Annotated in this window: 33 protein-coding genes and 1 tRNA gene; 11 read left to right on the forward strand and 23 right to left on the reverse strand. The window is 63.2% G+C overall.

Annotated elements, in window-relative coordinates; genetic code table 11:
* Positions 1–14: 14 nt before the first annotated feature.
* Positions 15–737: a hypothetical protein gene (locus JNO51_RS14480; protein WP_215778606.1), complete on the forward strand. Its 723-nt coding sequence runs from the start codon at positions 15–17 to the stop codon at positions 735–737.
* Between the two features lie 11 nt (positions 738–748).
* Here the strand turns inward: JNO51_RS14480 and JNO51_RS14485 are convergent, their stop codons facing one another.
* From JNO51_RS14485 to JNO51_RS14500, 4 genes are all read right to left on the reverse strand, one after another.
* Positions 749–934: a hypothetical protein gene (locus tag JNO51_RS14485; RefSeq protein ID WP_215778609.1), complete on the reverse strand. Its 186-nt coding sequence runs from the start codon at positions 932–934 to the stop codon at positions 749–751.
* A gap of 16 nt (positions 935–950) precedes the next feature.
* Positions 951–1325, reverse strand: a complete 375-nt coding sequence (locus JNO51_RS14490; protein WP_215778611.1) for a nuclear transport factor 2 family protein — start codon at positions 1323–1325, stop codon at positions 951–953.
* Positions 1326–1496: 171 nt separating this feature from the next.
* Positions 1497–1571: transfer RNA gene (locus tag JNO51_RS14495), tRNA-Arg, on the reverse strand.
* A 6-nt stretch (positions 1572–1577) separates the two neighbouring features.
* A complete protein-coding gene (locus tag JNO51_RS14500; protein WP_215782735.1) occupies positions 1578–2507 on the reverse strand; it encodes a polyprenyl synthetase family protein in 930 nt (309 codons plus the stop codon).
* A 235-nt stretch (positions 2508–2742) separates the two neighbouring features.
* Between JNO51_RS14500 and rplU the strand changes: the two genes are divergently transcribed.
* The 4 genes from rplU to JNO51_RS14520 all read left to right on the forward strand — a co-directional run bounded on the left by rplU (position 2743) and on the right by JNO51_RS14520 (position 6021).
* A complete protein-coding gene (rplU, locus tag JNO51_RS14505; RefSeq protein ID WP_133681788.1) occupies positions 2743–3054 on the forward strand; it encodes a 50S ribosomal protein L21 in 312 nt (103 codons plus the stop codon).
* Positions 3055–3067: 13 nt separating this feature from the next.
* The gene (rpmA, locus tag JNO51_RS14510) at positions 3068–3343 is read left to right on the forward strand and encodes a 50S ribosomal protein L27 (protein WP_215778614.1); all 276 of its coding nucleotides are present in this window, start codon (positions 3068–3070) and stop codon (positions 3341–3343) included.
* Between the two features lie 209 nt (positions 3344–3552).
* On the forward strand, positions 3553–4728 hold the full coding sequence (gene obgE, locus JNO51_RS14515; RefSeq protein WP_215778617.1) for a GTPase ObgE: 1176 nt from the start codon (positions 3553–3555) through the stop codon (positions 4726–4728).
* A gap of 42 nt (positions 4729–4770) precedes the next feature.
* Positions 4771–6021, forward strand: a complete 1251-nt coding sequence (locus JNO51_RS14520) for a hypothetical protein (protein WP_252346095.1) — start codon at positions 4771–4773, stop codon at positions 6019–6021.
* Positions 6022–6028: 7 nt separating this feature from the next.
* On the opposite strand, the gene JNO51_RS14525 is transcribed toward JNO51_RS14520, so the two are convergent.
* From JNO51_RS14525 to JNO51_RS14550, 6 genes are read right to left on the reverse strand one after another with little or no spacing between them, the layout of a single operon-like run.
* Positions 6029–6904 carry a hypothetical protein gene (locus JNO51_RS14525; RefSeq protein WP_215778621.1) on the reverse strand — a complete coding sequence of 292 codons (876 nt, stop codon included), beginning with the start codon at positions 6902–6904 and terminating at the stop codon, positions 6029–6031.
* The gene (locus JNO51_RS14530) at positions 6897–7286 is read right to left on the reverse strand and encodes a hypothetical protein (protein ID WP_215778623.1); all 390 of its coding nucleotides are present in this window, start codon (positions 7284–7286) and stop codon (positions 6897–6899) included. The genes JNO51_RS14525 and JNO51_RS14530 overlap by 8 nt, the downstream gene beginning before the upstream one ends.
* Positions 7283–7651 carry a hypothetical protein gene (locus tag JNO51_RS14535; protein WP_215778625.1) on the reverse strand — a complete coding sequence of 123 codons (369 nt, stop codon included), beginning with the start codon at positions 7649–7651 and terminating at the stop codon, positions 7283–7285. Before JNO51_RS14535 ends, JNO51_RS14530 begins: the two co-directional genes overlap by 4 nt.
* Positions 7645–8958 (reverse strand): FliI/YscN family ATPase, encoded by a 1314-nt coding sequence (locus JNO51_RS14540; protein WP_252346096.1) that lies wholly within the window; start codon positions 8956–8958, stop codon positions 7645–7647. The genes JNO51_RS14535 and JNO51_RS14540 overlap by 7 nt, the downstream gene beginning before the upstream one ends.
* A complete protein-coding gene (gene sctV / locus JNO51_RS14545; protein WP_215778631.1) occupies positions 8939–10978 on the reverse strand; it encodes a type III secretion system export apparatus subunit SctV in 2040 nt (679 codons plus the stop codon). The genes JNO51_RS14540 and sctV overlap by 20 nt, the downstream gene beginning before the upstream one ends.
* Positions 10975–11346 (reverse strand): hypothetical protein, encoded by a 372-nt coding sequence (locus JNO51_RS14550; protein ID WP_215778633.1) that lies wholly within the window; start codon positions 11344–11346, stop codon positions 10975–10977. Before JNO51_RS14550 ends, sctV begins: the two co-directional genes overlap by 4 nt.
* A 131-nt stretch (positions 11347–11477) precedes the next feature.
* Between JNO51_RS14550 and sctR the strand changes: the two genes are divergently transcribed.
* Genes sctR through JNO51_RS14570 form a run of 4 tightly spaced genes read left to right on the forward strand, consistent with a single transcriptional unit; the run spans position 11478 to position 14282 of the window.
* On the forward strand, positions 11478–12131 hold the full coding sequence (sctR, locus tag JNO51_RS14555) for a type III secretion system export apparatus subunit SctR (RefSeq protein WP_215778636.1): 654 nt from the start codon (positions 11478–11480) through the stop codon (positions 12129–12131).
* A gap of 8 nt (positions 12132–12139) precedes the next feature.
* The gene (gene sctS / locus JNO51_RS14560) at positions 12140–12406 is read left to right on the forward strand and encodes a type III secretion system export apparatus subunit SctS (RefSeq protein WP_215778638.1); all 267 of its coding nucleotides are present in this window, start codon (positions 12140–12142) and stop codon (positions 12404–12406) included.
* A gap of 2 nt (positions 12407–12408) precedes the next feature.
* Positions 12409–13188, forward strand: a complete 780-nt coding sequence (sctT, locus tag JNO51_RS14565) for a type III secretion system export apparatus subunit SctT (protein ID WP_215778640.1) — start codon at positions 12409–12411, stop codon at positions 13186–13188.
* Positions 13185–14282, forward strand: a complete 1098-nt coding sequence (locus JNO51_RS14570; RefSeq protein WP_215778643.1) for an EscU/YscU/HrcU family type III secretion system export apparatus switch protein — start codon at positions 13185–13187, stop codon at positions 14280–14282. The genes sctT and JNO51_RS14570 overlap by 4 nt, the downstream gene beginning before the upstream one ends.
* Here JNO51_RS14570 and JNO51_RS14575 read toward each other — a convergent pair.
* The 6 genes from JNO51_RS14575 to sctI all read right to left on the reverse strand — a co-directional run bounded on the left by JNO51_RS14575 (position 14235) and on the right by sctI (position 18187).
* A complete protein-coding gene (locus JNO51_RS14575; RefSeq protein ID WP_215778645.1) occupies positions 14235–14882 on the reverse strand; it encodes a two component system response regulator in 648 nt (215 codons plus the stop codon). The two genes, JNO51_RS14570 and JNO51_RS14575, sit on opposite strands and share 48 nt — an antisense overlap.
* Positions 14883–15003: 121 nt before the next feature.
* Positions 15004–16041, reverse strand: coding sequence for an HrpJ domain-containing protein (locus tag JNO51_RS14580; RefSeq protein ID WP_215778647.1), 1038 nt, complete (start codon positions 16039–16041; stop codon positions 15004–15006).
* Positions 16031–16699, reverse strand: coding sequence for a hypothetical protein (locus tag JNO51_RS14585; RefSeq protein WP_215778649.1), 669 nt, complete (start codon positions 16697–16699; stop codon positions 16031–16033). The genes JNO51_RS14580 and JNO51_RS14585 overlap by 11 nt, the downstream gene beginning before the upstream one ends.
* A complete protein-coding gene (locus JNO51_RS14590) occupies positions 16699–17256 on the reverse strand; it encodes a type III secretion system domain-containing protein (RefSeq protein WP_215778651.1) in 558 nt (185 codons plus the stop codon). Before JNO51_RS14590 ends, JNO51_RS14585 begins: the two co-directional genes overlap by 1 nt.
* A 2-nt stretch (positions 17257–17258) precedes the next feature.
* Positions 17259–17945: a type III secretion system inner membrane ring lipoprotein SctJ gene (sctJ, locus tag JNO51_RS14595; protein ID WP_215778654.1), complete on the reverse strand. Its 687-nt coding sequence runs from the start codon at positions 17943–17945 to the stop codon at positions 17259–17261.
* Positions 17942–18187 (reverse strand): type III secretion system inner rod subunit SctI, encoded by a 246-nt coding sequence (sctI, locus tag JNO51_RS17425; protein WP_252346097.1) that lies wholly within the window; start codon positions 18185–18187, stop codon positions 17942–17944. The genes sctJ and sctI overlap by 4 nt, the downstream gene beginning before the upstream one ends.
* Between sctI and JNO51_RS17430 the strand changes: the two genes are divergently transcribed.
* Positions 18186–18533, forward strand: coding sequence for a hypothetical protein (locus JNO51_RS17430; RefSeq protein WP_252346098.1), 348 nt, complete (start codon positions 18186–18188; stop codon positions 18531–18533). The two genes, sctI and JNO51_RS17430, sit on opposite strands and share 2 nt — an antisense overlap.
* Here JNO51_RS17430 and sctF read toward each other — a convergent pair.
* The 6 genes from sctF to JNO51_RS14635 all read right to left on the reverse strand — a co-directional run bounded on the left by sctF (position 18470) and on the right by JNO51_RS14635 (position 22794).
* The gene (sctF, locus tag JNO51_RS14610) at positions 18470–18685 is read right to left on the reverse strand and encodes a type III secretion system needle filament subunit SctF (RefSeq protein ID WP_215778661.1); all 216 of its coding nucleotides are present in this window, start codon (positions 18683–18685) and stop codon (positions 18470–18472) included. The two genes, JNO51_RS17430 and sctF, sit on opposite strands and share 64 nt — an antisense overlap.
* A complete protein-coding gene (locus JNO51_RS14615; protein WP_215778664.1) occupies positions 18682–19419 on the reverse strand; it encodes a helix-turn-helix domain-containing protein in 738 nt (245 codons plus the stop codon). The genes sctF and JNO51_RS14615 overlap by 4 nt, the downstream gene beginning before the upstream one ends.
* Before the next feature lie 75 nt (positions 19420–19494).
* On the reverse strand, positions 19495–19740 hold the full coding sequence (locus JNO51_RS14620; RefSeq protein WP_215778666.1) for an EscE/YscE/SsaE family type III secretion system needle protein co-chaperone: 246 nt from the start codon (positions 19738–19740) through the stop codon (positions 19495–19497).
* Positions 19733–20923, reverse strand: coding sequence for a type III secretion system inner membrane ring subunit SctD (gene sctD / locus JNO51_RS14625; RefSeq protein WP_215778669.1), 1191 nt, complete (start codon positions 20921–20923; stop codon positions 19733–19735). Before sctD ends, JNO51_RS14620 begins: the two co-directional genes overlap by 8 nt.
* Before the next feature lie 6 nt (positions 20924–20929).
* Positions 20930–22396 (reverse strand): EscC/YscC/HrcC family type III secretion system outer membrane ring protein, encoded by a 1467-nt coding sequence (locus JNO51_RS14630; protein WP_252346099.1) that lies wholly within the window; start codon positions 22394–22396, stop codon positions 20930–20932.
* Positions 22393–22794 (reverse strand): hypothetical protein, encoded by a 402-nt coding sequence (locus tag JNO51_RS14635; RefSeq protein ID WP_215778673.1) that lies wholly within the window; start codon positions 22792–22794, stop codon positions 22393–22395. Before JNO51_RS14635 ends, JNO51_RS14630 begins: the two co-directional genes overlap by 4 nt.
* A gap of 444 nt (positions 22795–23238) precedes the next feature.
* Between JNO51_RS14635 and JNO51_RS14640 the strand changes: the two genes are divergently transcribed.
* A complete protein-coding gene (locus JNO51_RS14640; protein ID WP_215778675.1) occupies positions 23239–24147 on the forward strand; it encodes a GNAT family N-acetyltransferase in 909 nt (302 codons plus the stop codon).
* Here the strand turns inward: JNO51_RS14640 and JNO51_RS14645 are convergent.
* Positions 24137–24604: a nuclear transport factor 2 family protein gene (locus tag JNO51_RS14645; protein WP_215778678.1), complete on the reverse strand. Its 468-nt coding sequence runs from the start codon at positions 24602–24604 to the stop codon at positions 24137–24139. The two genes, JNO51_RS14640 and JNO51_RS14645, sit on opposite strands and share 11 nt — an antisense overlap.
* Positions 24605–24609: the final 5 nt, after the last annotated feature.

Raw genomic sequence — 24609 nt, forward strand, 5'->3', positions numbered from 1 at the left:
CAGGAGCCTGACCAATGCGTGATCATGCAATCAGGAGCTACGCACCGACACCGCCCCTCGCGGTGATCCCGCCCACGTCCAAGGACGACTTACCCCCCCTGGACTGCCGGCCACCATGCCCCGGCAGTGTCCGGCACACGACCACCACCGACCCGGTACAGCGGGAGCAGGCGCTGGCGCAAGCCACCCGGCGTTCGGAACAGCTGGGGGTCAAAAGAGCCTGGTATGCCGCGCTGGGCAAAGTCGGCTTTGCCGGCATCAGCCTGCTTGGGCTTGGGCTGACCATTGCGGCCAGTGGCGGTATCGCGGCCGCCGTGGTCGGTGGCGTGCTGGCCACCATCATGATCGGGGACGCCTGCTGTGCACTCTACAATTTCCGCCAGACCCGCCGTCAACAGCCCCCGCTGCCGATGGGCAACGATCTTGTGGCCAACGGCATTTACGGCCTGTGTCATGCGCTGGGAACAAAAGATAAAACGGCAATCGAGCTGGGTACGGCCGCTTCGCTGATCTCTCGGGTCAGTTTGATGATCGCTTCCGGCTGCCTGCCTTTCGTTCATCCGGCCAACAGCAGCAGTCAGGCCGTGGCGGTCCTCGGCGGGATCGTGACACCGATACTCTCCGCCGCATCCAGAGGCATGGATATCACCAGCGATATGTTTGCCGCCCTGAAAAGCAAGTCGGACGAACAGCTTGCGGCCTTGCCGGAGGTACCGACAGAGGTCTGCCACCTGTAAGGTGTCGCCACTCAGCCGGGATCCGCCGCGCTGGCGCGGATCCCGCGCACGTAGCAAGCCGCAGCGTGCGACCAGGCAATCAACTGCTGTGCCTGCAGGCTGTCGGCAATCTCGGCGGGCATCGCCTCGTCACCCAGCGTGTCGTCGAGCACCCGCTGCAGCCAGTAGCGTTCGTCGGCGCTCAGTTCGGTCATCAAGAAGGGTTCTCCCGCATCAGGCAGCCAGCAAACGCTGTACGCCAAGGATGAAAGTCACGCGGGCAATCAGCCCGTCCTGCACGTCGTAGATGGCGATGGCCTCCATGGTGCCTGGCCCCTCTGGCAAACGCAGGCTCACTAACTCCTGATCAATCACCGTCTGCCCCTGAACCATACGATTTAACAAACGCGCATGCAGCGTTTCGTCGGTAAATCGCTGGGCATATCGCTCACGCATGGCGGCCTTGCCGGAAAATTGTAGTGTGGACGGGAAGACAAAGACCTGGACCTGCTCGGCGAAGCATGCCAGAAAGGGCTCCAGGTCATGGGCGTTATAGGCGTCAAGTTGGGCCTGGGCGAGAACTTCAGCCTGAGAAAGGGAGGAAGGCATCGGCGGGTATCCGTGCCATGCGGCACGATTTGAAAAGAATAACCGCATTGTGCACCGCATGGGACAACCGTTTCAACCCCGCTTCTGCCGCCGACTCAGGCAACAAAAAACCCGCCGGGCCTCTGGCCAGCGGGTTCCATGATAACGACCGGCGCGCCCCGAAGGCTGGTCTGGCGCCCCCGACAGGAATCGAACCTGTAACTGCCCCTTAGGAGGGGGCTGTTATATCCATTTAACTACGGAGACGGTCTATCAGGACTGACGGTTGACGGCGTAATCGGCCAGTTCGCGCATGGCGCGGGTGGCGTCGGACGCCGGCAGGCCGGCAATGGCTGCAATGGCCTTTTGCGAGGCTTGCACCGCGGCGGCGCGGGCATAGCCCAACGCGCCGCAGGATTGTACCGCAGCCAGTACCGGCTGGAAATGATCGCGACTGGCGTTGGTAATCGCCTGACGCACACATTCGGATTGTTCCGGCGTGCCATGCTGCATGGTGTAGATCAGCGGCAGGGTCGGCTTGCCTTCAGCCAGATCGTCCCCCAGGCTCTTGCCGATGGTGTCGGCATCACCGCTGTAATCCAGCACGTCATCGATAATCTGGAAGGCACAGCCAAGATAGCGGCCGTAATCGGCCATAGCAGTCTCGGTCTGCAGATCGGCACCGGCAATCAGGGCGCCGACGCGACAGGCCGCCTCGAACAGCTTGGCGGTCTTGAACTCGATCACCTGCAGATAGGAGGCTTCGTCTACCTCGGCGTTACCGATGTTCAGCAACTGCAGCACCTCGCCCTCGGCGATGATGTTGGTGGCTTCGGCCATGACTTCCAGAATGCGCATATTGTGCGTGGTGACCATCATCTGGAAGGCACGGGTATAAAGGAAGTCACCCACCAGCACACTGGCGGCATTGCCGAACAGGGCATTGGCGGTTTCGCGGCCGCGGCGCAGTTCGGACTCATCCACCACATCGTCGTGCAGCAAGGTGGCCGTATGAATGCACTCGACCATGGCCGCCAGTTCGAACAGATGGGCGCCGCGATAGCCACAGGCCTGGCCAGACAGCAGGGTCAGGGCGGGACGCAGCCGCTTGCCGCCGGCAGAGATGATGTATTCGGATACCTGACGGATCAGAACCACATCAGAGTGCAGGCGTGTACGGATGACACGATCGACCGCCAGCATGTCGTCGGCGATCAGGGAGCGGAAAAGCGGGGTCTCGGACACGTTTTTATAGGACCAGTGATTGGGTTATGCCGGGAAATCCGCTCGATTCTAGCAGAAAAGCCGCCCAAGCCGCCATGCCATCAGGATGTCAGGCTAAGCTCATGAAATATTTGACAAGTTTGCAAACTGCCGAATAGAATGACCGGCTTCCCGTCTTTCCGGCGGGAGGATATGAACTTTAGGAGCTATACGAATGTATGCGGTCGTAAAAACTGGCGGCAAACAGTACAAAGTTGCCGTTGGCGAAAAACTCAAAGTAGAACAGATACCTGCAGACATCGACAGCCAAATCGTACTTGAAGAAGTATTGATGGTTGCTGATGGTGATCAGGTCACCGTGGGGACCCCCCGCATTGCTGGTGCAACCGTGACGGCAACCGTCGTGGCACATGGCCGTGGCGAAAAGATCCGCATCTTCAAGATGCGTCGCCGCAAGCACTACCAGAAGCATCAGGGTCATCGTCAGAACTACACCGAAATCCGTATCGACGCGATTGCCAAGTAAGGAGTAAACAGTCATGGCACATAAAAAAGCAGGCGGTAGCTCCCGCAACGGTCGCGATTCCGAATCGAAGCGCCTGGGCGTGAAGGTATACGGCAGCGAACTGATTCCGGCCGGTTCCATCATCGTGCGTCAGCGCGGCACCCGTTTCCACGCTGGTGAAAACGTCGGCTGCGGCAAGGACCACACCCTGTTCGCCAAGGTTGATGGCTACGTGCAGTTCACCGTCAAGGGTGCTCAGCAACGCAAGTACGTCACCGTGGTACCGTACACCGGCGTCGACGCCGAGTAATCGGTGCAACCGGCAGGGGGCCGGCGTGACAGCCCGCAAGGTTGAGCGCTTGAGCCGCCCTGAAAAAGCCCTATCCTTGGTGGTAGGGCTTTTTTCTTAGCGCGGATCAACGATCCGGCGCAGATGGCCGAGGGGCAAGGCGCAATGGCTGTTTTCGGACAGCCATTGCGCCTGACTCCTCGCTCGATACATTCCGGGAGGAATTGAAGATGAAATTTATTGACGAAGCACGCATCGAAGTCGCCGGCGGCAAGGGTGGCAATGGCGCAGCCAGTTTCCGCCGCGAAAAGTACGTACCGTTCGGCGGGCCGGACGGTGGTGACGGCGGCAAGGGCGGCAGCGTCTATGCCGTGGCCGATGAAAACATCAACACCCTGGTCGAGTACCGCTTCGTCAAGCGCTACCAGGCGCAGCACGGCGAGCGGGGACAAAGTTCCGACTGCTACGGCAAGGGCGGCGACGATATCGAACTGCGCATGCCGGTCGGCACCCAGGTGATCGACACCGACACCGAAGAAGTGATCGCCGACCTGACGCAAAACGGCCAGCGCATTCTGCTGGCTCGTGGCGGCAAGGGCGGGCTTGGCAACCTGCACTTCAAGTCCTCGACCAACCGCGCCCCGCGTCAGTGCACCCCGGGAGAAGAAGGCGAAAAGCGCATGCTGCGCCTGGAGCTGAAAGTGCTGGCCGACGTCGGCCTGCTCGGCATGCCGAACGCCGGCAAGTCGACACTGATCCGCTCGGTATCGGCAGCCAAGCCCAAGGTCGCCGACTATCCGTTCACCACCCTGCACCCCAACCTCGGTGTCGTGCGCATGAACGATGCGCAAAGCTTCGTGATCGCTGACATTCCCGGCCTGATCGAAGGGGCGGCAGAAGGCGCCGGCCTGGGCCACCGTTTCCTCAAGCACCTGAGCCGTACCGGTCTGCTGCTGCATGTGGTCGATCTGGCGCCGTTCGATCCGGAAGTCGACCCGGTGCGCGAAGCAAAGGCGATTGTCGAAGAGCTGCGCAAATACGACGAAGAGCTGTACCAGAAGCCCCGCTGGCTGGTGCTCAACAAGCTGGACATGCTGGACGAGGACGAGCGCCGCGAAAGAACCGAAGCCTTCCTGAACGGCTTTGACTGGCCGCGGGATGTTCCGGATGACCGCGACGGCTTCGACATCACGGCTCACCGCGTGTTCTGCATTTCCGCCATCACCGGCGAAGGGACGCGTGAGCTGACCCGCGCCATCATGGACTACCTGGAAGTCGTTCGTGCTGCCGCACGAGAAGCGGCCGAACAGGCACGCCAGGCCGAAGCGGAAGCCAAGGCCCTGGCCAAAGCGCAACGCAGCAGCCTGATCCAGCCGGCGACCAACGTTGACGACAAGACGGCATAACCGGGAAAATCCGGTTTTTCTGATGACCGCAGCGGATTGACCGTGAACTCTCTGGAAGAATTTTTTCAGGCGGGCATCCAGCCCGCCGAGCTGTCCACGGTCGCCCGGCTGACCGGTGCCTGGCCCTACCTGTCGGTTTTCATTACCCTGTTCCGCGGCGGAGACGAAGAGGTGCTGATGCGCCTGCTGGTCCTGCGCGAACTGGGAGCCCAGACCGACACGCCGTTCTGGAGTCCGCAAGAACTGGCACAACGCTTTGCCTATCTGCAGCCGGTCAAGCTCGACACCATCCTCAAACGCCTGCGTGAAGGCGAACTGCTGATCTGGCAGTCCGACACCGGACTGTACCAGCTCTCGGAGGGCGCCCGCGTGGCGCTGGCCGCGCTGTCGACCATGATCGACTTCGCCGGTGACGACGTCGAGCTGGGGTACCTCACCAGCCAGGTCGCCGCAGGCCAGGCCGTCGGCCAGGTTTCTGACGAAGCGCTCAAACATCTGCTGGCCCGCCTGAACGAGCTGTATGCCGAATTCGAGGATGCCCTCGAGTCCCGCTCTGAATTCCGCATTCGTGCCGCCCAGCATCGGCTGGAGGCGGTCTGGCGCTGGGTCGGCAAGTCCACCGAAGTCATCCGCTCACTGACCGCCAGCGAAGACCTCAGCCTCGCCACGCTGAATCAGGCCCAGGCCATTGCCCTGGCCCAAAGCCGCATGCTGGCGCTGGCCGGCACCTTCGAGCGGCGGCTGGCACAACTATCGGCCCAACGTGTTCATCTGGGCACCTCGGGGCTGACCTCGACCGACATCGCCGACTATCTGCGCCACCTGTCCGCCGAGCAATTGGCCACCCTGCTGGCCGAACGGCTGTCCTTCTGCCCCGAACCGGCCTTCCTCTCCGGGGCAGAAATGGCCGATGTCGCCGAGTTTGAACTGCTGGCGCGTGAACGCGCCCGGGCCGAAGAGGCCGTCCTGCCCGGTGCAGCGGCGGCCCCGGCGTCCGAAGGCGTGGAGATCGAGCGCCTGCTGGCGGCCGAGTCGCTGTACGAAGCGCTGGCCGGACTGCGCGAGGCCACACCGCTCAGCGAGGCGGTGCTGGCGGAAACCTATAACGAAACCGCCTACCGCCTGTCGCTGCTGGCCTTGCTCGGCGACCCGGAAACCGGCAAGGAGGGCGACGTCATGGCCGACTTGGCGCGTCTGCCCTTGCGGCTGGTGGATGAAGACGGACAGATCGAGCCGGATCACCCCGAAGTGGCCTCGTTGTCAAACGCCCGCCTGGTACCGCCAGGGCCCTGAGCCGGACTCAGTCTGGCGCCGCCGGCGTCTCCGCCAGGCAGACCGCCCAGCCCTGCTGCCATTGCAGCAGCCCCCCCTGTGCCACCACCCCGCGCGCGCTACTCAGACGCACCAGCGGATTGGCGGCAGACTGCACCGCCATGATCTTTCCGGCTTGCCAGGGCCAGACATCCTGCGCCGCCAGCTGCACCTGCCCCACTTCGACCGCCAGCCAGCCCGCTCTCTCATCGTCCGGCATGGCCGGCACCATCGAATCCACGACCTGCAGTCGATCCGGCGATAACAACTGCACCCGCCCCGGCGAAGCCAGCGGATCGAGCCAGAACACATCCAGTGCCTCGGCCGCAGCCTGCACCGGCAAGGCATCGCCAAGCTGAGCCCCCCCCGGTGGCCAGGCACACCAGCCTATGCCAAGCGGCAAATTCAGCCCGATGTCCGGCGGCGACATGGTACTCAGCCAGCGCATCAGCCACTCCCCCGGCAGCACCTCGATATAGAGCGGCAATCGTCTGCCTGCCGCCTCGAAGCACAAACACCAGCAGGCACTGTCTGGCGCCGGCGCCGCGTCCAGTTGCGCCTCGCGACACAGCGGCAGCGCCAGCGCCTGCCAGACCGGCTCCAGAACCGCCAGTGTCCAGGCGGCCGCCGCGGCCTGCCAGTCAGGCGCCAGCGCCGACAGGTTCGGCACGGGAAGAAGCGGAGACAACCAGTGACACCACTCTGGCTCTGGCACCCAGAAGGCCACCGGCACCCCTTCACAGGAAGCGCGCAACCGCACACCCGGCCCCTGAGCCTGGCGGTAATGGGCATGCTGCAAGCCGTCGCGCCAGGGGGCAGAAGCGCCCTGGCGGCTCAGTGCCAGCAGCCTGGGCAACTCAATCACTGGATTCCCCCGCCACCTGCAACTCGACCGGCACGCCCAACCCCTGTTCGAGTGCCGTGCGCAGCCCATCGCGCTGCTGCCGCAGCCGGCGGCGCAACGCCGGGTCCGGCGAGCTCAGAGACAGACACAGGCGAGGATGACGCCATGCCAGCACCAGTTGCAGTCCCGCCAGCGGGCCATCGCTCACCATACAGCGCAGAGGTTCGGCATCGCTCACCAGCCCCGGCAGCAAGTCATCCGCCGGTCCGGCCGCGCCCCCAGCAAGCATTTCGCGCTGAAAAGCCGCCTGCCGCGCCGTCATGCCGGAGCGGGCCGGCGCCTCGGTCTCGACAGCATGGACGGTCGCCGGCAGCAGCGATGTTCGGTGCCAGTACGCCATCATTCCCTCTCTTTCATCCACAGCAGTTTTTCCAGCTGACGCTGCAACTGTCGCCAGTGTCCTGTTTGCTCCGCCAGCGTCCGCTCAAGGGCTGCCATCTCTGCTTGCAGACGCTGCCGCGTCTGCCGCAGGCCCTGCAAAGTCTGCTGCGTGCTGACGATGCGAGCGCGCAGCCGCGCCAGCGCCCCCTGACTGTAAGTGCCCTGCTCGCCCAGCAAATGCAACAAGACATGGCGCTGCTGACCGATCTCCTGCTGCAGCGCCGCCTGCTGCACCAGCAGGTTCTGCTGACGCTGCTGGGTCTGCGCCATGGCACGCCGCACCCCCTGAGCACGCCGCAGCTTGATGGCTTGCAGCTGGTTCAGCATGCGCCGCTCGCCACCTCATCCAGCATGGCCAGTGTCTCGTCAAATCCGCAATGCAGTGTCACCGGCTGACACAGCAAATCCCGAATCGCTTCGCGGCGAGCCACCGCCTCGTCCGCCAGGGCATCCTGACCTGGCTGGTATTCCCCGATGCGCAACAACAACTCGATCTCCTGCCAGGTCGCCAGCCACTGGCGCACCCTGGCCGCCTGCTCGCGCTGCGCTGGCGAGGTCACCAGCGGCATCACCCGGCTGATACTGGCCAGAAGATCAATCGCCGGATAGTGATTGGCTTCGGCCAGCTTGCGCGACAGGACAATGTGCCCATCCAGCAGCGAACGCACCTCCTCGGCCAGCGGATCGGCCCGGTCCTCCATCAGCACGGTATAAAAGGCGCTGATACTGCCCTGAGCCAGACAGCCGGGTCTCTCCAGCAAACGAGGCAGACGCGCATACAGACTGGGGGGATACCCGCCGGCTACCAGCGGCTCCCCTGCCGCCAGCGCCACCTCGCGCACCGCGCGTGCATAGCGCGTCAGCGAGTCCACCAGCAGCAACACCTTCATGCCGGCCTCACGAAATGCCTCGGCCATGGTGGTCGCCGTGGCGGCGGCCTTGATACGCTCCAGTGCAGGGCGATCCGAGGTGGCCACCACCAGCACACTGCGTGCGCGCACAGCCGGGCTCAGGACATGCTGCAAAAACTCGCGCACCTCCCGGCCCCGTTCACCGATCAGTGCCAGCACCACCACGTCCACCTCGGCCCCGGTACTCAACATGCCCAGCAGCGTGCTCTTGCCACAGCCTGGCGGTGCAAAGATTCCCATGCGCTGGCCCTCACCGACGGTCAGCGCCGCATCAATGGCGCGCACCCCGACCGGCAAGGGCCGGGAAATCACCGCACGTTGCAAGGGGGACGGCGGGTCGGCCTCCGCCGCACGCCATGCCTGCGGATGCAGCGGCTGACCATCCAGCGGCTCGCCCAGGGCATCCAGTACCCTGCCGAGCAAGGCTTCGCCGACCGGCACCTGTAATGTCTGGCCGGTGGCCAGCACCCAATCGCCCAGCCCCACACCCAGCGGTTCACAAAACGGCGAGAGCAGCGCCTGCTCGCCACGCAGGGCAATCACCTCGGCCAGATGCCGCTCACCGAAGCGACACAACTCCCCCAGCTTCGCCCCCGGCAATGGCGCCTGCAGACATGCCGCCCCCACCTCGGTCAGGCGCCCCTCGCGCCGGCACGACCACGCCAGCGGCAAGTCCGGCAGCGACAGATGCGACAGCACCGCCTCAATATCCGGTAAACGCATCCACCTCATCCTTTAACTCGATATGGCCCAATACCTGCATCTCCACCTCGTTGCCGATCTCCTGAAACGACAGTACCGGCACATGGCTCAGTTCACGCTCGATCAGTTTGCGTACGAAGCGGCGCACATCAATGGCGGTCACCAGCAGCGTACCGGGCGGGCAGGCAGGCGACAGCGCGGCCCGTATCTGCGCAAGAATGCGTTCGTTCTCTTCAGCCGACAGCGCCGAATACGAGCCAGCGGAGGTCTGACGCACCGACTCGCGCAGTTGCTCTTCGATCTGACTGCCGATGAGCCAGGCCTGAATCACCGCCGTATCCTGGCGATATCGCCCCAGAATGTGGCGGGCCAGCCCGAGCCGGGCATACTCGGCCAGCATCACCGGATCCTTCTCAATCGGCGCCCACTCGACCAGCGCCTGGAAGACCGCGCGCAGATCGCGAATCCCCACCTCTTCCGCCACCAGGCGCCGCAAGACATCGGCCACCCGCACCACCGGCAGATGACGCTGCAGCTCCTTGACCAGCTCCGGATAGCGCTGCTCCATCCGATCCATGAGGAAACGCGCCTCCTGCACGCCAATCAGCTCCGCCCCATGCCGCGACAGCAACCAGCTCAGCAAGCCGGTGATGCGCTCATGGCCCTGCAGCAAGCCAGGCTGCGCGGAGGGGGCATACCAGTGCAGCCGCATCGCGCCATACTGCGGCAAGGGCGTCGTCATCACGGGGTCATCAGGGACATCCTGTTGCCGGGGATCCAGCAAGGCCAGATCCGGCAATATCAGGCGCAACAGGGACTCCTGAAACAACTGCACATCGATCTCGCCTGGGGCCAGTGTCGCCTCTCCGCGCAACTCAATCTCGGGCAGCGGCAGGCCAGTACGCTCGAACCACCCTTGTGGCAAGGCCTGCAGACGCTGGCGCAGCCCCTCGTCCTGTCCCAGCCGGACATCCACCCGCAGCAATAAAGGCACGGCGCCCACCACCAGATGGTCGCTGGCTTCGCCCGTAGCGGCACTGGCGCGATCGGCGACACCGGCGGCCTCGGGCGCGGGCTGACGCGGCACGGAATACGCCACACCGCCGACACCGGCCGCCAGCAGCAGGAAGATCAAGGTCGGGAAACCGGGCAACAGGGAAAACAACACCAGCACCCCGGCGACCAGCCACAAGGCACTGTGATGGCGCGCAATCTGGCCGGACAACTCCACGGCGAGATTGCGGCGTGTCTCTCCCGGCACACGGGTCACGATGATGCCGGCGGCAATCGAAATCAGCAGGGCCGGAATCTGGGCGATCAGCCCATCGCCCACGGACAGAATGGCGTAAGTCGCCGCCGCCTCACCGGCACTCATGCCTTCGCGGAACACCCCGATGGTGATCCCGCCGAGAATATTCACCAGGATCACCACAATCGAAGCAATGGCATCGCCCTTGACGAACTTCATCGCGCCATCCATGGCGCCATACAGCTGGCTCTCCTTCTGCACCTGCGCCCGCAGGCGCCGTGCCTCCGCCGCATCGATGGCACCATTGCGCAAATCACCATCGATGCTCATCTGCTTGCCCGGCATGGCATCGAGAGAAAAGCGGGCGCCCACTTCGGCCACGCGCTCCGACCCCTTGGTAATGACAATGAACTGAACCACGGTAATGATGGCAAACACGATCAGACCGACCGCCAGATTGCCGCCAATGGCGAAATTGCCAAAGGTCTGCACGATCTCGCCGGCATCATGCTGCAACAGAATCAGACGACTGGTACTGATGGTCAGCGCCAGCCGGTACAGCGTGGTGATCAGCAACACAGAAGGGAACGCCGAGAACTCCATCGGCTCGCGCAGATACAGCGCCACCATCAGTAGCAGAATCGACAAACCGAGATTGATGGCAATCAACAGATCCACCAGCGGGGTCGGCAAAGGCAGGATCATCATGAATACGGCCAGCAACAGCACCGCGGCCAGGGCCATATCCTGCCGGCCCCTGAGCTGGCTCAGCCAGGCATGCAGCGCCCTCATGCCGACATCCGTATGGCGCGATCCAGCAGACTTTTCATCTGGCGGGCCAGTCCATACCAGGCTTCGGCGCCAGCGCCGGGGGGCATGGTCACGGCCAGCCACAGACTGCCCTGCCCCAGCCAGGCACGCAGGGGCAAACCGGCCGCGGCCTCCGGCGTCAGCAAACTCAGCACATGCCCGAGCATCGTCATCTGCGAGACAGGCGAGACACGACGCGCGCAGCTGATCAGCGCCCGGTCCTGCAACGGCTCGACCTGCAGCCGCTCGCCCTCACTCAGAGACAGGGACAGACACTCGGCCTGCACAATCTGCTGACAGCCCCACAAACGCTGCCAGACTTCCATCTCTCGTTGCCATTGCAGATCCATCTCACACCCAGCTCAGCTCGCGGAGCCTGGATGATGCCGCAGCGACGGCCTCGCTCACATCAGGTACACACCTGATACCCCTGGCGCGGCGCAGCGACAACAATGCCTCACCTGACCGAGAGAAAGCGCCGATGCCGACCATCGCCCTGCCCCCATCTTCCGAGCAATTGATCTTGCTGTTGTCCCTGCTGTCCCTGTTGCCGCTGCTGGTCGTCATGGGCACCTGCTTTCTCAAGCTGGCAGTGGTCTTTTCGCTGCTGCGCAATGCCCTGGGCATCCAGCAAATCCCGCCCAATATGGCGCTGTACGGCCTTGCACTGGTCCTGACGCTGTTCATCATGGCGCCGGTCGGACAGGCGGTGCAGCAACGTCTCGCTGCACATCCCGACAAGCAGGGCCTGCGCTGGGAAAGGCTGCAGGACGACACCCTCGACCCCTACCGCCAGTTCCTGCGCAAGTACACCGCGGCAGAACAACTGCGCTATTTTCGCGATGCCACCCGGCGTACCTGGCCAGCCTCTCTGCGGGCGCAGCTCAGCGACGACTCCCTGCTGATCCTGATGCCGGCCTTTGCCGTCAGTCAGTTGATCGAGGCCTTCAAGATCGGCCTGCTGCTGTTTCTGCCCTTCATCGCCATCGATCTGATCGTGTCCAACATCTTGCTGGCCATGGGCATGATGATGGTGTCTCCCATGACGGTATCGATGCCGTTCAAATTACTGATCTTCGTGCTGATTGGCGGCTGGGGAAAGCTACTCGATCAGCTGTTGCTGTCGTATCAGTGATAGCGACCATGGCCCTGTCCCTGATCATTCAGCTGGCACGCGAACTCATGTGGCTGGTGCTGATTCTGTCTCTGCCAGTCATTCTGGTCGCCGCGCTGGTCGGCATGCTGGTCAGCCTGTTTCAGGCACTGACCCAGATTCAGGACCAGACTGTGCCGTTCCTGATCAAGCTGGTGGCGGCCAGCCTGACCCTGGCCATCAGCTACCACTGGATGGGCAATGTTCTGATGCGTTACGCCGATCACTGCCTGTCGCTGATCGGACGCATGAGATGAACATGCCACCACTGACAGCCCTGGTGGCACTGACCCTGCTGGCTGCCATGCGACCGCTGGGCGCCATGCTGCTGGTGCCACTATTCGCCCCCGGCATGCTGGGGGGCAGCCTGATCCGCAACACCCTGGCCCTGATGGCCGCATTCATGTCGCTGCCCTTTTTTTGGGACGTTTCCTTGCCCGATCCGGGGACGCAGCCCCTGGCTTATGCTCTGCTGCTGGCCGGCGAGCTGACCATTGGGCTGTTGCTGGGGTTTGCGGCAGCGCTGCCGTTCTGGGCCCTCGACATGGCCGGCTTCGTGCTCGACACCATGCGCGGTGCATCCATGGCCAGCGTGCTCAACCCCTTGCTGGGCAGCCAGTCCTCGGCGCTCGGCATCTTGTTCGCCCAGTTGCTGGCCACCGTGTTTCTGGTCAGTGGCGGCTTTCATGCGCTGATCAATGCCTTGCTCGACTCCTATCGGCAGTTGCCGCCGGGGGGCCACTGGCAGTTTGGTCCCGGCTTTCTGCGACTACTCGATACCTCCTGGCAAATGATGTATGCGCTGGCGCTGCGCTTTGCCATGCCGGGCGTGGTCATCATGGTGCTGATCGATCTGGGTCTCGGTCTGATCAACCGCACGGTGCAGCAGCTCAATGTCTTTTCGCTGTCGATGCCGATCAAGAGCCTGGCCGTCCTGTTGATGCTGCTGCTGGCGCTGCAGTACGGCCTGCAACAGGTCGACGACCGGTTTGTCCATTTTGACGCGCCGCTGTTGCAGGGACTGCTCACGTCTCCATGAGCGAAGAAAAGAAGGAAAAACCAACCGCCAAGCGCCTCCGCGACGCGCGCAAGGAGGGGCAAATCGCACGCAGCCAGGATGTCGGTCTGGTGATACAGAGTGGCGTGGTATTGCTATGGCTGATGCTGGAAGGCAAGGCGCTTTACGACGCCCTGGCCGAGGATCTCTGGCTGGTCATCGCGGTCGGGCAGCAAGATCTGGGCGGCGCACTGGCACGCTATCTGCCTCATCTGGGCTGGCTCTGGCTGCGCTTTTGCGGCGGCCTTGCCCTGGTGCTGGTGCTGTGTCTGATCTCGGGCGGCCTGCTGCAGACCGGTTTTCTGTTCGCCCCCAAGGCGCTCAAGCTCTCCGGCCAGCGCATTAACCCGCTGAGCAATGCCAAAAACCTGCTGTCGATGAAAAATCTGATCGAGCTGTTCAAGTCGCTGTGCAAGGTGCTGATTCTCGGGCTGACCTTTGCCTATCTGATTCGCCAATACGGCCCCTCGCTCGCCTACCTGCCCGGCGCCAGTGTTCAGGCCGGCTTGCTGGTCGGCGCCAGACTACTGCTGTGGATGTGGGGCATTCAGCTGGCCACCGGCATGGTATTCGCCATCGCCGACTACGGCTATCAACGCTTCATGTGGCTGAAGCAGTTGCGCATGTCGCACAAGGATCTGCAGCAGGAGTACAAGCACACCGAAGGGGATCCGGAGATCCGGCAGCGCCGCAAGGACCTGCATCAGGAGCTGCTGAGCGGCTCGCTGGCTGGCAAAGTCGCCGCCGCCTCGGTCGTGGTGCGCAACCCGACCCGTCTGGCCGTCTGCCTGCGTTTCGTGCCAGGAGATACACCGCTGCCTCAGATCACGGCGATGGGACGAGATCATCGTGCACGGCATATCCTCCGCCTGGCCGAACGCCATGGCATCCCGGTCGTGGAGCGCGTGCCGCTGGCCCGGGCGCTGTTTGCGGACTGCAAACCTGGCGATTACATCCCGGAATCCCTGTTCGCCGCCGTCGCCGAAGTGTTGCGCTGGCTGATGCAGACCACTGGCGATCCACCCGCCTTACCCCTGGTGACCGACCAGCCCCAGTCGATGCGCCCAGGTACTTAAGGTCGCGGCATTGTGGGCATCCAGCTTGCGCATCAGGTTCAGGCGATGGGTCTCCACGGTCTTGACACTCAACAGCAGCAGTTGGGCAATTTCGCGGTTGCGACGCCCCTCGGCAATCAGCTTGAGCACTTGCCGCTCTCTGGGCGTCAGGCCATGCTCGGCAGGCAGGGAAGCACGACGGGACGACACCGGGGCAATGCTGATCGCCGGATCGACAAAACACTTGCCGGCGAGCAGCTCGGACAATCCTGCCAACAAGACCTTTGGCTGGCTCTGCTTGAGCACATAGCCGGTTGCACCGGCGGCCAGACACCGTTGAATGCGCTGCGACTCGCGGCAGGAAGAGAAAATCAGGATGGGCATGGCTGCCCAGCGACGACGCAAATGCAGGATGACATCCAGACCATCCATGCCGGGCAGACCGAGATCAAGCAGCAACACATCCGGCTGCAGGCGCAGACATTGCTCGTAAACGACCAGCCCGTCCGCCACCACCCCGAGCACTTGCACATGAGGCAGGGCGCGCAATAGCTGGCAGATACCGTCTGCCATCAGGGCATGATCCTCGACGATCAGCAGGCGTATCCCGGGACTCTTCATCCACACCCTCCTTGAGCAGGCATCTCAGCGGATTCTAACCAGCCCTCAACAGGCTACGATTACGACCATTCCTAAACCAGGCTCACGTGCCAGACCTCCCCTTCAGCCATGCTGCGTCCGCCTACATCTCCGCGGCCTGATCACGCAAGACCGACAGAACACCCTGCAGACGTTCCTTGTGCTCGGCATCCACAAAGCAGTGCCAGGGCAAGGCCTGCACCAGACGGTAAAAGCACTGGCAGAGCGCATAACGCTGCGTCGGCATCCCTTCCGGCAACAGGGGCTCGATCAACGCCGCATCGGGCCAGAGCTGTTCCAGCATCTGCACCAGGGCATACAGCAAGGGCTCACCATCATCCCATCCCGACAGGGCGGCAGCACGCTCATCACACGCGCCGCTCAGGCCGAGGATGCCCAGCAGGCGCTGCAGATCACCGATCACCGCTGCCAGGTGGCTGCCGGCGATCGGTTTGCCGCTGGCCGACAATTCGAAGGACAGCACACGGATCATGGACACAAGCATCGGCCGTCGCTGCGGACGCGGACCGAGATCCGCCAGCCATTGAGACAGACGCGGCCGCTGTTCGCTTGCACGGTGATACAGTCGCCGCAATCCATCACGCCAGGCACTGGTGCGAGGCCCGAGGATCAGCAGGCCAAACAGCGACAAGCTCATCTCTTCGCCGTCCAGCAAGCTGGCCAACAAAGCCTCCAGACGGGCACGCTGCGCCGGATCCTGACGCGTACGCGCCAGCACCAGCGACAACAACAGCGCCATGCGCACCGGATCCTGCTGCACAAACTGAGCCAGGGCCTGACGGGAGTGCAAGGCAGCCTGCCAGTTGCCCATGTCCTGCAGCGCACTTTCCAGCGTCAGGGCCTCAATGGCCTGAATTTCCAGTATCAGTTTTTGGGCCAGCACCCGCCCCGGCTCTTTGCCGCTGCGCCGGGCGGCCTCGCCACTGCGTTGCGAACCGAGCGCAAAGCCCAGATCCTCAAAGGTTTCCGACAGGGCATCGGTCTGATCCTCCGCCAGCGTCGCCCCCGCCTGTAACCACACCGAATCGCTGGCAACAGCCACCACGCCGGCGGGAAGCGACACCGTCGGCATGGGGGATGGCAAGGACGGCCCGCTCGTGCCACGCAGGCTATCCAGCATGGCGGCCTTCCTCATCACAGCCGGCGAGTTGCTGCAGCAACCAGGTCAGCTGGGCCGGCACATCCAGCGTCACGCGTACCAATCCGTTATCCAGAACCGCCTGACCAGGCTGCAAGCTGACATCTGCCGCGACTCTGAGCAACGGCTCACCAGCCAGCGCGCACCGAATCTGATCGACCTGCTCCGGCGACACACTCAGCAACAGGCGGCCCTGTGCCAGCAAAGCCGGCATCTGTTGATCCAATTGCTGCAACAGCCAGTTCACCTGATCCTGCTGTCCCAGCAGCGCGTGCAGTCCTGCCGCCAACGTCGGTCGCCATCGTGCCAGCAGTTGCCGGGCCACTTGCTGTTCCAGCGCCATTTCCGCCTGCATCCAATGCACGGTCTCGGCCACCGCCGCATCACGGGCTTCCTGCCGCAAAGCGGCACATTCGGCCCGGACTCGTGCCACCGCCTGCTGCTGCCAGCGCTGTTGCCGGACTTCGGCCTCATGCTGCAGCTGTTCGACAGCCTGCTGCAAATCCGTCAGCTGCTGCTGCGCCATGTCGATGGCCCGGACCAGCGAACGTACACTCGCCAGCTCACTGGCGCGCAGCACCCCCTGCGCCGGGCAGGGCAAGGGCACACTCTCCCAGTGCAGCATCAGGGGATTGGCCATCACATCCAACGCACGATCCTCGTCAGCAGCGGTTGCAGGGACTGTCTGGCCGGCAGCATGTCAGGCAACGGCCACAGCAGGCGAAACAGCGACAGAAAAGGCTCGCTGGCCGCCGCGAGACGGCCCGCCCCCAGGCGCTCAGCCACCTCGGCCAGTTCACTTGGCGCCAATGTCGGCATGGCACGGGTGCCGGGCGGCAACAGCAACTGCAGTCGGGAGAGTTCGTCACCGGTGAACACGCCGGCCAGGGCCTGGCGCCAGGGTTTGCGCAGCAGATAATCAGCACAGCCAAGCGCCTGCAGGCCCAACGCCGTCACACAGCGCTGACGACTGTTGGCCGCACACAGCCTGGACAACAGGACAGCATCCCCCACTTCAGGCGGCGGGCCCTGCTGTGCCAGCAGGTTGCCCAGGCGCTGATCCAGCACCGGTCGCAGCCCGGCATGTTGCTCATAGGCCGTCTGCCAGGCCTGCAGACCCAGGTGATGCCACCATGAGCTGTCCATGCAGGCACCGGGCTGGAACCAGAGTGTCAGATAGAGCGGTTCGGGCAGCATGCTCAACGGCGCTTGCGCCAGAACCACCAGCCCGTGAGGGCCAGTACCACAGACAACACTCCCCCCACGCCGCCCCAGAGCAGCACACGCTCGCGCCAGGCGGGGGGAGGCGGATCGGTCAGAGGCAGGTCGGCCTGCTGCATGACCAGGCTGACCTGCTCCGGGCTCAGCCCCGGAATGCCGTGACTGACCAGAGCGCGCAGCTCAGCCTCGCGTGGCGCGAGGTTGAATGCCGGGCTGTACTGGATGTACACCGCGGCACTGGCCGAGGTCGCCGGTTCTCCCTCTCGCGCCACGCTTTCGGCCACGGAGACGTCAGCACTGATCACACCCTCGATGCGACTGAGCAGATTTTCCATCTCCTGCCCTTTGATGAATCGCAGCTTGGCCGCTTCCTGCTCGGGTGACGACACGAGTTGCCCGGCCGGAAACAGATCGGCAATGCCGACTCGCTGCCGGTGAGGCATTCCGCTTTGCCGCAGCAACTCTTCTGCCTCGACAAAGCGCGAGGGATCGACCCGCAGCAAATAGCCCTCTTTGTCGCGCACCTTCTCAGCGGGAATCTGATGGAATAACAACAGTGCCAGCATTCGGTTGGCCTCCACCTCGCCCAGCTGTCCATACAGATCGGCCTTGCAGGCCGTGAGCAGCAAGGTCAGACAGACGACGCCCAGACGCATCTGTCTCATTGCAGGTTGACCAGCTTGTTGATGGCCTGCGTCAGCGCCCCGGCAACTTTGGCCGTCAGATCACTGCCCAGCGTCAGTTGCGTCAACGCACCCTGTGCCTGCAGCATGCCCTCCGGCGAGCCCGGCGCCTCGGCCGACAACAGGGCGGCAAAGCGATCCACGGCTTGTGCCGACGGTGGCGGTGGCAGGGGGCGATCCAGGGCGGAGAGGGGGCGGGCACCCGCCAGAGGTTCGATGGTCATGGCGTTCTCCTTCATCGGTAGCGAGCGGCAACACCGCTCGCAAGGGGGCACAGAGGGCAGGATCCAGCCCGGCGATCAACGATTCGACCTGGCCATACTCACCCAGGCCAAACAACAGGATGGCGCGACAGAGTGCCAAAAGATCTGCATCGTCCAGCCAGTCGGCCAAGGCCTGCTCAATCTGGCGCATTTCGCATCGCATTCCATGCTGTACCGCGGCAAACCCTGCCTCGACAACCAGCTTGCGCAGCAGACCCGTCTCGCCGGGCAGGGGTGCCTGGCTCACAATTTGGCGATGATGCCGGCCATCATGTCCTTGAAGGCCTTCATCACCGAGCTTTCGTAGTTGATCATGGTGCTGTACTGCTGCATGGCATATTGCATCTGCAGCATGGCGGCCGGATTCTCGGTGACATCGCTGGCGGTCACCGCGGCCATCTGGCTGGCCGCCTGTGCCAATTGGGCGTTCAGGCTGGAAACGATGGCATCGATATTCATGCGGCACACCCCATCGGCACGGTGGCGGCCAGGCGGGGCAAGACCGACTGACGCCGGACCGCGCTCGGCGACATCTGGAAGTGGCGCCTGAAACTGTCGGAGAAGTGCGCGTGGTTACAGAAACCGCACTCTACCGCCACATCAATCACCTTTTTGTCTGTGCTTTGCAGCAGATGATGGGCATGCTCCAGACGCTGGACAGTCAGCCATTGTTTGGCCGACTGGCCGAACTTCTCGCGAAAGAGCTGATTAAATTTTCGCAGCGACAAGCCCATCTCATCGGCGTAACGCTGTACCGGCCAGGACTCGAGTCGATGCTGGTGGATGAACTCGAACATATCGCCATCGGCGGCGATGGCACGTTGCAACAGTCCGGCCCATTGCCCCTTGTCCGCCAGCAGACAGTACATGCAGAGGAAATGCAGCATCGCCGTCTTGCTCAGTCCGGCCATCTGGCTGATAGCCCGCTGCATGCCGGCGTCCACGGCCACCGCATGCACCTTGGGCAGCCGCGTGTAACTTTGCGCCGGGGTACGAATCAGGTGACGAATGTCCCGGTAGATCGTCTGCAACTCCAGGGAGGAAAAGACATAGCACTGACATTGGGCGCTGACCGTCAGCGCGGTATCCCGGTCAAGCAGCCAGTAAACGTAACCCGGCTGAACCGGCTGACGAAGCGCTTCATGTCGGATAAAGCCACTGTCGTTGGCCAGAATGATATAGACATTGAGCATGTCGGCTCCTTGATGATCTGCATGGGCAACATCATGGCGACATGCCCGGCGCCCCCCTATCGGGTCATCACCTGATTAGCGCGCTGCACCATGGTGACGGGCCCACAAAGCACGAATCACCGACATCGCCGCCTCCAGCGACTGGCAGCGCCGCTGGCAGGCCGCCAGTGCACTGGCGTTCATCCCCTGACGCATCTGGCGCCGGCAGGCCAGCGACGCCCCCTCCAGCAGGCGCAGCCATTCAGCACAAACCCGCCCCGAGACATCCCCGGCCAGCCGTGTCTCCAGCGCAGTCAGGCAAACGGCATCGCACTCAGCCATCGACACGCCAGAACAGCAGGCTGTCACCCCCGAGCAGGGACACCCCATCGGGAAAAATGGCCAGAATCTGCCAGTCGCCCGCCAGTTGACTACCTACTTGCAGCCGCAGGCCGTTACGCATGATCAGGAATGGGGATTCTCGGCTGCCGCCGATGGCGGCCATCTGATCTGACAAGCCCTCGACGTAGGTCGGCGCCTCGGGCGCATCGAGCAAGCGACTGGCGTACAAAGGGGACTGCGGATCGGTCATGGCTTGTCGCAGTCGTTGCCAGCGCCCTGGCGACAGGGCACCGGAAAGTAACCAGCCCTGTACGCCATGCCGGGCACTCAGGCCATCGAGTTGGCCAAGTTGCTGCAGGGCTGCCACGATGCTCGCCAGCGGAACGCCATCCGGTGGCTGCAATTGCCAGTGAGGCAAGCCCGGTATTTGATCCAGCCCCGCCATGAGACTTGCCAGGGGCCCTCCCTGGCGCCAGGGGGCAGCAATCTGCAGAATGCCGTCGGCCGTGATCGTCAGCTGAGCCTGGGCATAGCCATGGTTTTGCAGCAGCGCCCGCACACTGGCCATCCATTCATCCTGGCAGGAGACCTGCCAGCGGTAGCGAACACCGTGCCGAGCCAGTTGCTGCCGCAAACCGGCCAGAGAGCGACTGTCTGTGCACTGCCCGGTAATTTGCAGACTGCCATCCGCCATGGTCTGCCATTGCAGACCTGGCCAGTGCGCACTGGCTTGCTGCAGCCAGCGCAGATCCGATGCCGGCGGCGGCGCGAACAGCAGCCATGCGCTGCCGATGAGCAGTGGCAGCAGACTCAGCCCCAGCCAGAGGGACCAGTGCGGCCGGGACGCTGCCCGGACCGCTCTGGGCAGCAGCGGCAGGGCTTGTACCGTCTCGCCCTCCGCCGCCAGTACAAAGTGCAGGCCCGCCAGATCAATCAGGCTGCCCAGGGGAAGCAGTCCGGGCGGCTGGGGCAGGCCATTCACCCAGCAAGGAATGGCGTTTGACAGCGCGATGCCTGCCTCATCGATCTGCAAGTGTGCCTGGCACCCGCCCTCCAGGCCCAGGGCAAGATCGGACGCCTCATCGCCCACGGTCAGGGTGCCAATCGCCAGCGGCAGGGTACGACCGGCCAGCGGGCCGCTCAGCAGCAGGAGTTGGTAAGGACAGGCGGGTCGTGGATCCATCTCGGGCTAGACCGCGCGTGGTTCGGCACGGATCAGGAACAGGCGCAGCATGCTGCGTCCGCTGGTCGCTTTGCTGCGGAACAGGCCCCCCAACAGCGGCAGGTCGCCCAGCAGTGGCACCTTGCGCTCCCCCTGCACCGCTTCGTTTTCGACAAAGCCGCCCAACAACAGCGCCTGGCCGGTTTGCAGCGTGGCCTGGGTACTGATCTCGGCATTCTGCACCTGGGGCAGAGACTCGACCTCGCTGACCGGCGGCGCTTGCCGACCGTCCTGGATATTCAACGTCAGCAATACCCTTTCCGGCTGGTCCGGCTCGTGGATCAGCCGCGGTGTCACCCGCATCAACTCGCCGGCAGAGACCGAGGCCAGTTGCGGATTGCTATCGCTGGCCAGCTTGGTATAGAAGGTGATGTTGCGATCCAGTACCGCTTGCACGTTATCCAGCGTCACCACGGACGGTCGGGAAATAATGCGGGCACGCGAACGTGCCGTCAGGGCACTGAGCCGCACCAGGAAGGACTGAGTGTTGGACACCAGGGAGGAGAAGCTGCCCCCCGACAAACCGGTATTGGCATTGAAGGCCACGGCACCGCCGCCGATGGCGGCATTACCCTGCCAGTCGACGCCAAGCTGATCAATATCGGCGGCATCGACATCCAGGATCTCGACCGAGATCTCGATCAGTGTTGGCCGATGATCCAGTTGACGAATCAGATCGCGGTACACGTTCTGGTTTTTGGCCAGGTCACGAACCAGTACGGCATTGCGCTGGCTGTCAGCCGAGAACACTGGCAGGCCGCTGGCTGTCTTCACCGCAGCCCCCCCGGTGCCGGATGCCGGGCTGTGCGTCATGTCGCGCAGCACCGAGACGATGCCCGGCACGAGCACACTCTGGCCACGGAAGCTATAACTGCTGTCCGCCGCACTGGCATAGCGCAGGGGGTAAACCTGCACCACATCCTGACGCTGTGCCTGTTCGGCATACTGGCTATCCAGTTGCTTGGCCATGAGCGTCAGGCGACTCAGGCAGACAGGCACACCCGCGACCTGCAGCGCATTACTCTGATCCAGCAAGGACAACCGGCAAGCCTGCGCATCACTCAGGCCGGCGTCCTTCAGTTGGGCCAGCAACGTGGCCGCCGGCAAGGCTGCCGGGGTCAGCACACTGCGATCCATTTCTTCGGCCTTATAGAGGTAGAGTGCCTGCCCGTCGTAGTAAGGCATGAGCTGATACTGCCGGCTCAGCGTGGACAGGGCCTCGCCGGGATGCGTTTCAGCCAGCCGGCCGCTGAAGCTGTCGCGGATGGCCGGACTGACGACCACGGGCAGGCGATAGTTGGCGCCCAGCTCGCCCAGCACCTCGGCCAGCGGCATCTGCCGACTGGTGAGGAAGAACACCGGTCCTTGCCAGGGAATCGCTTGAGTCCAGGCCTGCGCCGAACATAGCGCGAGCAGAATGCCGAATCGCCTCACAGCCGCCCTCCCCATGTCCGCGAAACCGGCTCGACACGCGAGATACGCCAGGCCAGCAGTTGCACCATGATCTGCTGCTGCTTGAACAGCAGGTCAAATTCAGCCAGCGTCAGCGCCGGGGCAAAACGTCGCCACAGCCAGAGTTTGCCCTCTGCCAGATAGAGCGCGTCATCACAGGCCTCGGGGGTCGCCGCCAGCAGCAGGCAGGCTGCGCGGCACTGACTGGGCGGACGATCCACGCTGATGGCGACCGCCATGCCATGTGCAAACTGCCGCGCACGCAGACACTGCTCGCCCAGCCGCCCCTGGAGGATCAGGCTGCGGGCTTGCCAGTCCGGTGTCTGCAGTTGTTCCGCCAGCCAGTGAAAGACAGGAAAGGTCGCAGGGACAGGATTCATGGCGGCATGGTGCGCGTACCGGGAACGGCAGACTATCCGGTCTTGACCTGATACCGCGACCCGAACGGCAAACTCGGCGACAGGCGTTATAAAGAAACAAGGAGGCAGGCTCTGCCCTGCCTGGCACCGGAACGTAAACAGGCGAGGCCCGTCCGTCGGACTGTCGCCTGCTGGAGGCGATCATGAACACGCAAAGCTGGCAGGATGCCCTGATCGAGGTCATGGCCGGATTCGTCTGGTTGCAATAAAGCGCAGGGACGCTCAGCAGCAAGTCGGTCCGACTTACCTGGCGTCCCTGCTGCGAGTCAGTTGGCAGGTCGCCCGGGAGGCTGGGGGTAACGGCGCCTTTTTGCCGGGTATTTGACGATATAGTAATATGTCCGGCAATTCACATACGGCTTTCGACTTGAGGCCGCCCCTGCTCCCCCTGTTCCAGGTAACGATATGTCCTTTCTGCGCGCTCTTGGTTGGAAAACCCTCCCTGCCGATCTGTATGCCTCCGCATGGCAAAATCACGGCGGCGGGGTGATCACCCATCCCCGGGTACTTGAATTTATCGCGGAAGAAACGGGTTGCCGGCCGGCGTTCTATGGCAAGTGGGACAAGCAGGGCGAACCGCTGGCCGCCATGGCGACCTGGGGCAACTATCTGGCAGGTGATCATGATGCGCAGGTACATTTCGGTATTGATGCACGCTGCGACTTTGGCGTTCCCGAGATCATCCTGCCCCTGTCTGCCGGTTTTCGTGGCGCCATCGGCTTCAAGACCCGCTATCTGTCGCCCTTGAGTGCACCCCAGGTCAGTAATGCCACACTCAAGCTGAACAAACGCTGGCTTTGTCTGGCCAAAGGACTGGGGCCGGATGGACTGGCCTCCAGCACCTGCAAGCGGCGCCGTACTCAGGCTCGGGTCTGGGAGCGTGATGGTGGCGAAATCCGGCGCATCGATCAGTTCACTCCGGCGGAGCTGGCTGCCGTCTACGCCGATGTGTTCCAGCGTCGCTGGAACAAGCCGCACCACACCCTGGCGACACTGCCGCGCTTTTTCGAGGCACTCTTCCCGCTGATGACCGGCCATGTGGCGCTGATGAATGGTGAGCCGGCCGCCTATCAGCTGTTGCTGACGGCACGGTCGGCGCGCTGTTACGCCGTCGAGTACATCAATGGCGGCTACGACCATCAGTGGGAGCACCTGTCACCGGGCAATGTGGTGACATGGCTCAACCTCTCCGCCTGCTGGCAGCAGAGCCAGGACTGGCAAATCCCCCTGCGCTATTCTTTCGGCCGCAACTATCACCAGTACAAGAAGGATTGGGCGATCGAGACCCATATGGCACGTACCATCAGCTGGTAGTTTGCCGAGAAGGATCCTGACGTCCGATCCCGGCATGAATCGCCGGATTTCCCTGCGTCCACAACACTTTCTGGGTGATGGCGCGGATCACCCAGTTTGTTCCGTGCTGATTCAGTTCGAACAGGTAAACGCAATGCGTGTCCAGCACCTGACCATCCGGACTCAGGCGTTGTATCAGGGCGGAGACCCTGGCCGTAGCCCCTGTCTGGTTCAGCGTGATCTCATGATTGGCATACAGATGGTGGGTTTTCAGGCCATCCAGCGCCTCGCGCCGCAGGGCGATATAACGTTCGCGGCTGAGGGTTTCGGGCGGTGTACCACGCAAATCGGAATAATCGGTATACAGCGTCTCGGCCAGACATTCGGCCATCTCGTCCCAGGACTTCAAGTCAAAGCAGTTGGCAAAACGGTTGAGCTGCTGCTGGATGCACCAGCCTGCACTGGTTTCGTTTGTCATGATTT

It is taken from the genome of Paludibacterium sp. B53371, assembly GCF_018802765.1.
Lineage (GTDB): Bacteria > Pseudomonadota > Gammaproteobacteria > Burkholderiales > Chromobacteriaceae > Paludibacterium.

Coding starts and splice junctions, on each gene's coding strand:
- JNO51_RS14480 (WP_215778606.1), top strand. CDS start 15: ATGCGTGATCATGCAATCAGGAGCTACGCACCGACACCGCCCCTCGCG.
- JNO51_RS14490 (WP_215778611.1), bottom strand. CDS start 1,325: ATGCCTTCCTCCCTTTCTCAGGCTGAAGTTCTCGCCCAGGCCCAACTT.
- JNO51_RS14500 (WP_215782735.1), bottom strand. CDS start 2,507: ATGCTGGCGGTCGATCGTGTCATCCGTACACGCCTGCACTCTGATGTG.
- rplU (WP_133681788.1), top strand. CDS start 2,743: ATGTATGCGGTCGTAAAAACTGGCGGCAAACAGTACAAAGTTGCCGTT.
- rpmA (WP_215778614.1), top strand. CDS start 3,068: ATGGCACATAAAAAAGCAGGCGGTAGCTCCCGCAACGGTCGCGATTCC.
- obgE (WP_215778617.1), top strand. CDS start 3,553: ATGAAATTTATTGACGAAGCACGCATCGAAGTCGCCGGCGGCAAGGGT.
- JNO51_RS14530 (WP_215778623.1), bottom strand. CDS start 7,286: ATGATGGCGTACTGGCACCGAACATCGCTGCTGCCGGCGACCGTCCAT.
- JNO51_RS14535 (WP_215778625.1), bottom strand. CDS start 7,651: ATGCTGAACCAGCTGCAAGCCATCAAGCTGCGGCGTGCTCAGGGGGTG.
- JNO51_RS14540 (WP_252346096.1), bottom strand. CDS start 8,958: ATGCGTTTACCGGATATTGAGGCGGTGCTGTCGCATCTGTCGCTGCCG.
- sctV (WP_215778631.1), bottom strand. CDS start 10,978: ATGAGGGCGCTGCATGCCTGGCTGAGCCAGCTCAGGGGCCGGCAGGAT.
- JNO51_RS14550 (WP_215778633.1), bottom strand. CDS start 11,346: ATGGATCTGCAATGGCAACGAGAGATGGAAGTCTGGCAGCGTTTGTGG.
- sctR (WP_215778636.1), top strand. CDS start 11,478: ATGCCGACCATCGCCCTGCCCCCATCTTCCGAGCAATTGATCTTGCTG.
- sctS (WP_215778638.1), top strand. CDS start 12,140: ATGGCCCTGTCCCTGATCATTCAGCTGGCACGCGAACTCATGTGGCTG.
- sctT (WP_215778640.1), top strand. CDS start 12,409: ATGCCACCACTGACAGCCCTGGTGGCACTGACCCTGCTGGCTGCCATG.
- JNO51_RS14570 (WP_215778643.1), top strand. CDS start 13,185: ATGAGCGAAGAAAAGAAGGAAAAACCAACCGCCAAGCGCCTCCGCGAC.
- JNO51_RS14575 (WP_215778645.1), bottom strand. CDS start 14,882: ATGAAGAGTCCCGGGATACGCCTGCTGATCGTCGAGGATCATGCCCTG.
- JNO51_RS14580 (WP_215778647.1), bottom strand. CDS start 16,041: ATGCTGGATAGCCTGCGTGGCACGAGCGGGCCGTCCTTGCCATCCCCC.
- JNO51_RS14585 (WP_215778649.1), bottom strand. CDS start 16,699: ATGGCCAATCCCCTGATGCTGCACTGGGAGAGTGTGCCCTTGCCCTGC.
- JNO51_RS14590 (WP_215778651.1), bottom strand. CDS start 17,256: ATGCTGCCCGAACCGCTCTATCTGACACTCTGGTTCCAGCCCGGTGCC.
- sctJ (WP_215778654.1), bottom strand. CDS start 17,945: ATGAGACAGATGCGTCTGGGCGTCGTCTGTCTGACCTTGCTGCTCACG.
- JNO51_RS17430 (WP_252346098.1), top strand. CDS start 18,186: ATGGCGTTCTCCTTCATCGGTAGCGAGCGGCAACACCGCTCGCAAGGG.
- sctI (WP_252346097.1), bottom strand. CDS start 18,187: ATGACCATCGAACCTCTGGCGGGTGCCCGCCCCCTCTCCGCCCTGGAT.
- sctF (WP_215778661.1), bottom strand. CDS start 18,685: ATGAATATCGATGCCATCGTTTCCAGCCTGAACGCCCAATTGGCACAG.
- JNO51_RS14615 (WP_215778664.1), bottom strand. CDS start 19,419: ATGCTCAATGTCTATATCATTCTGGCCAACGACAGTGGCTTTATCCGA.
- JNO51_RS14620 (WP_215778666.1), bottom strand. CDS start 19,740: ATGGCTGAGTGCGATGCCGTTTGCCTGACTGCGCTGGAGACACGGCTG.
- sctD (WP_215778669.1), bottom strand. CDS start 20,923: ATGGATCCACGACCCGCCTGTCCTTACCAACTCCTGCTGCTGAGCGGC.
- JNO51_RS14635 (WP_215778673.1), bottom strand. CDS start 22,794: ATGAATCCTGTCCCTGCGACCTTTCCTGTCTTTCACTGGCTGGCGGAA.
- JNO51_RS14640 (WP_215778675.1), top strand. CDS start 23,239: ATGTCCTTTCTGCGCGCTCTTGGTTGGAAAACCCTCCCTGCCGATCTG.
- JNO51_RS14645 (WP_215778678.1), bottom strand. CDS start 24,604: ATGACAAACGAAACCAGTGCAGGCTGGTGCATCCAGCAGCAGCTCAAC.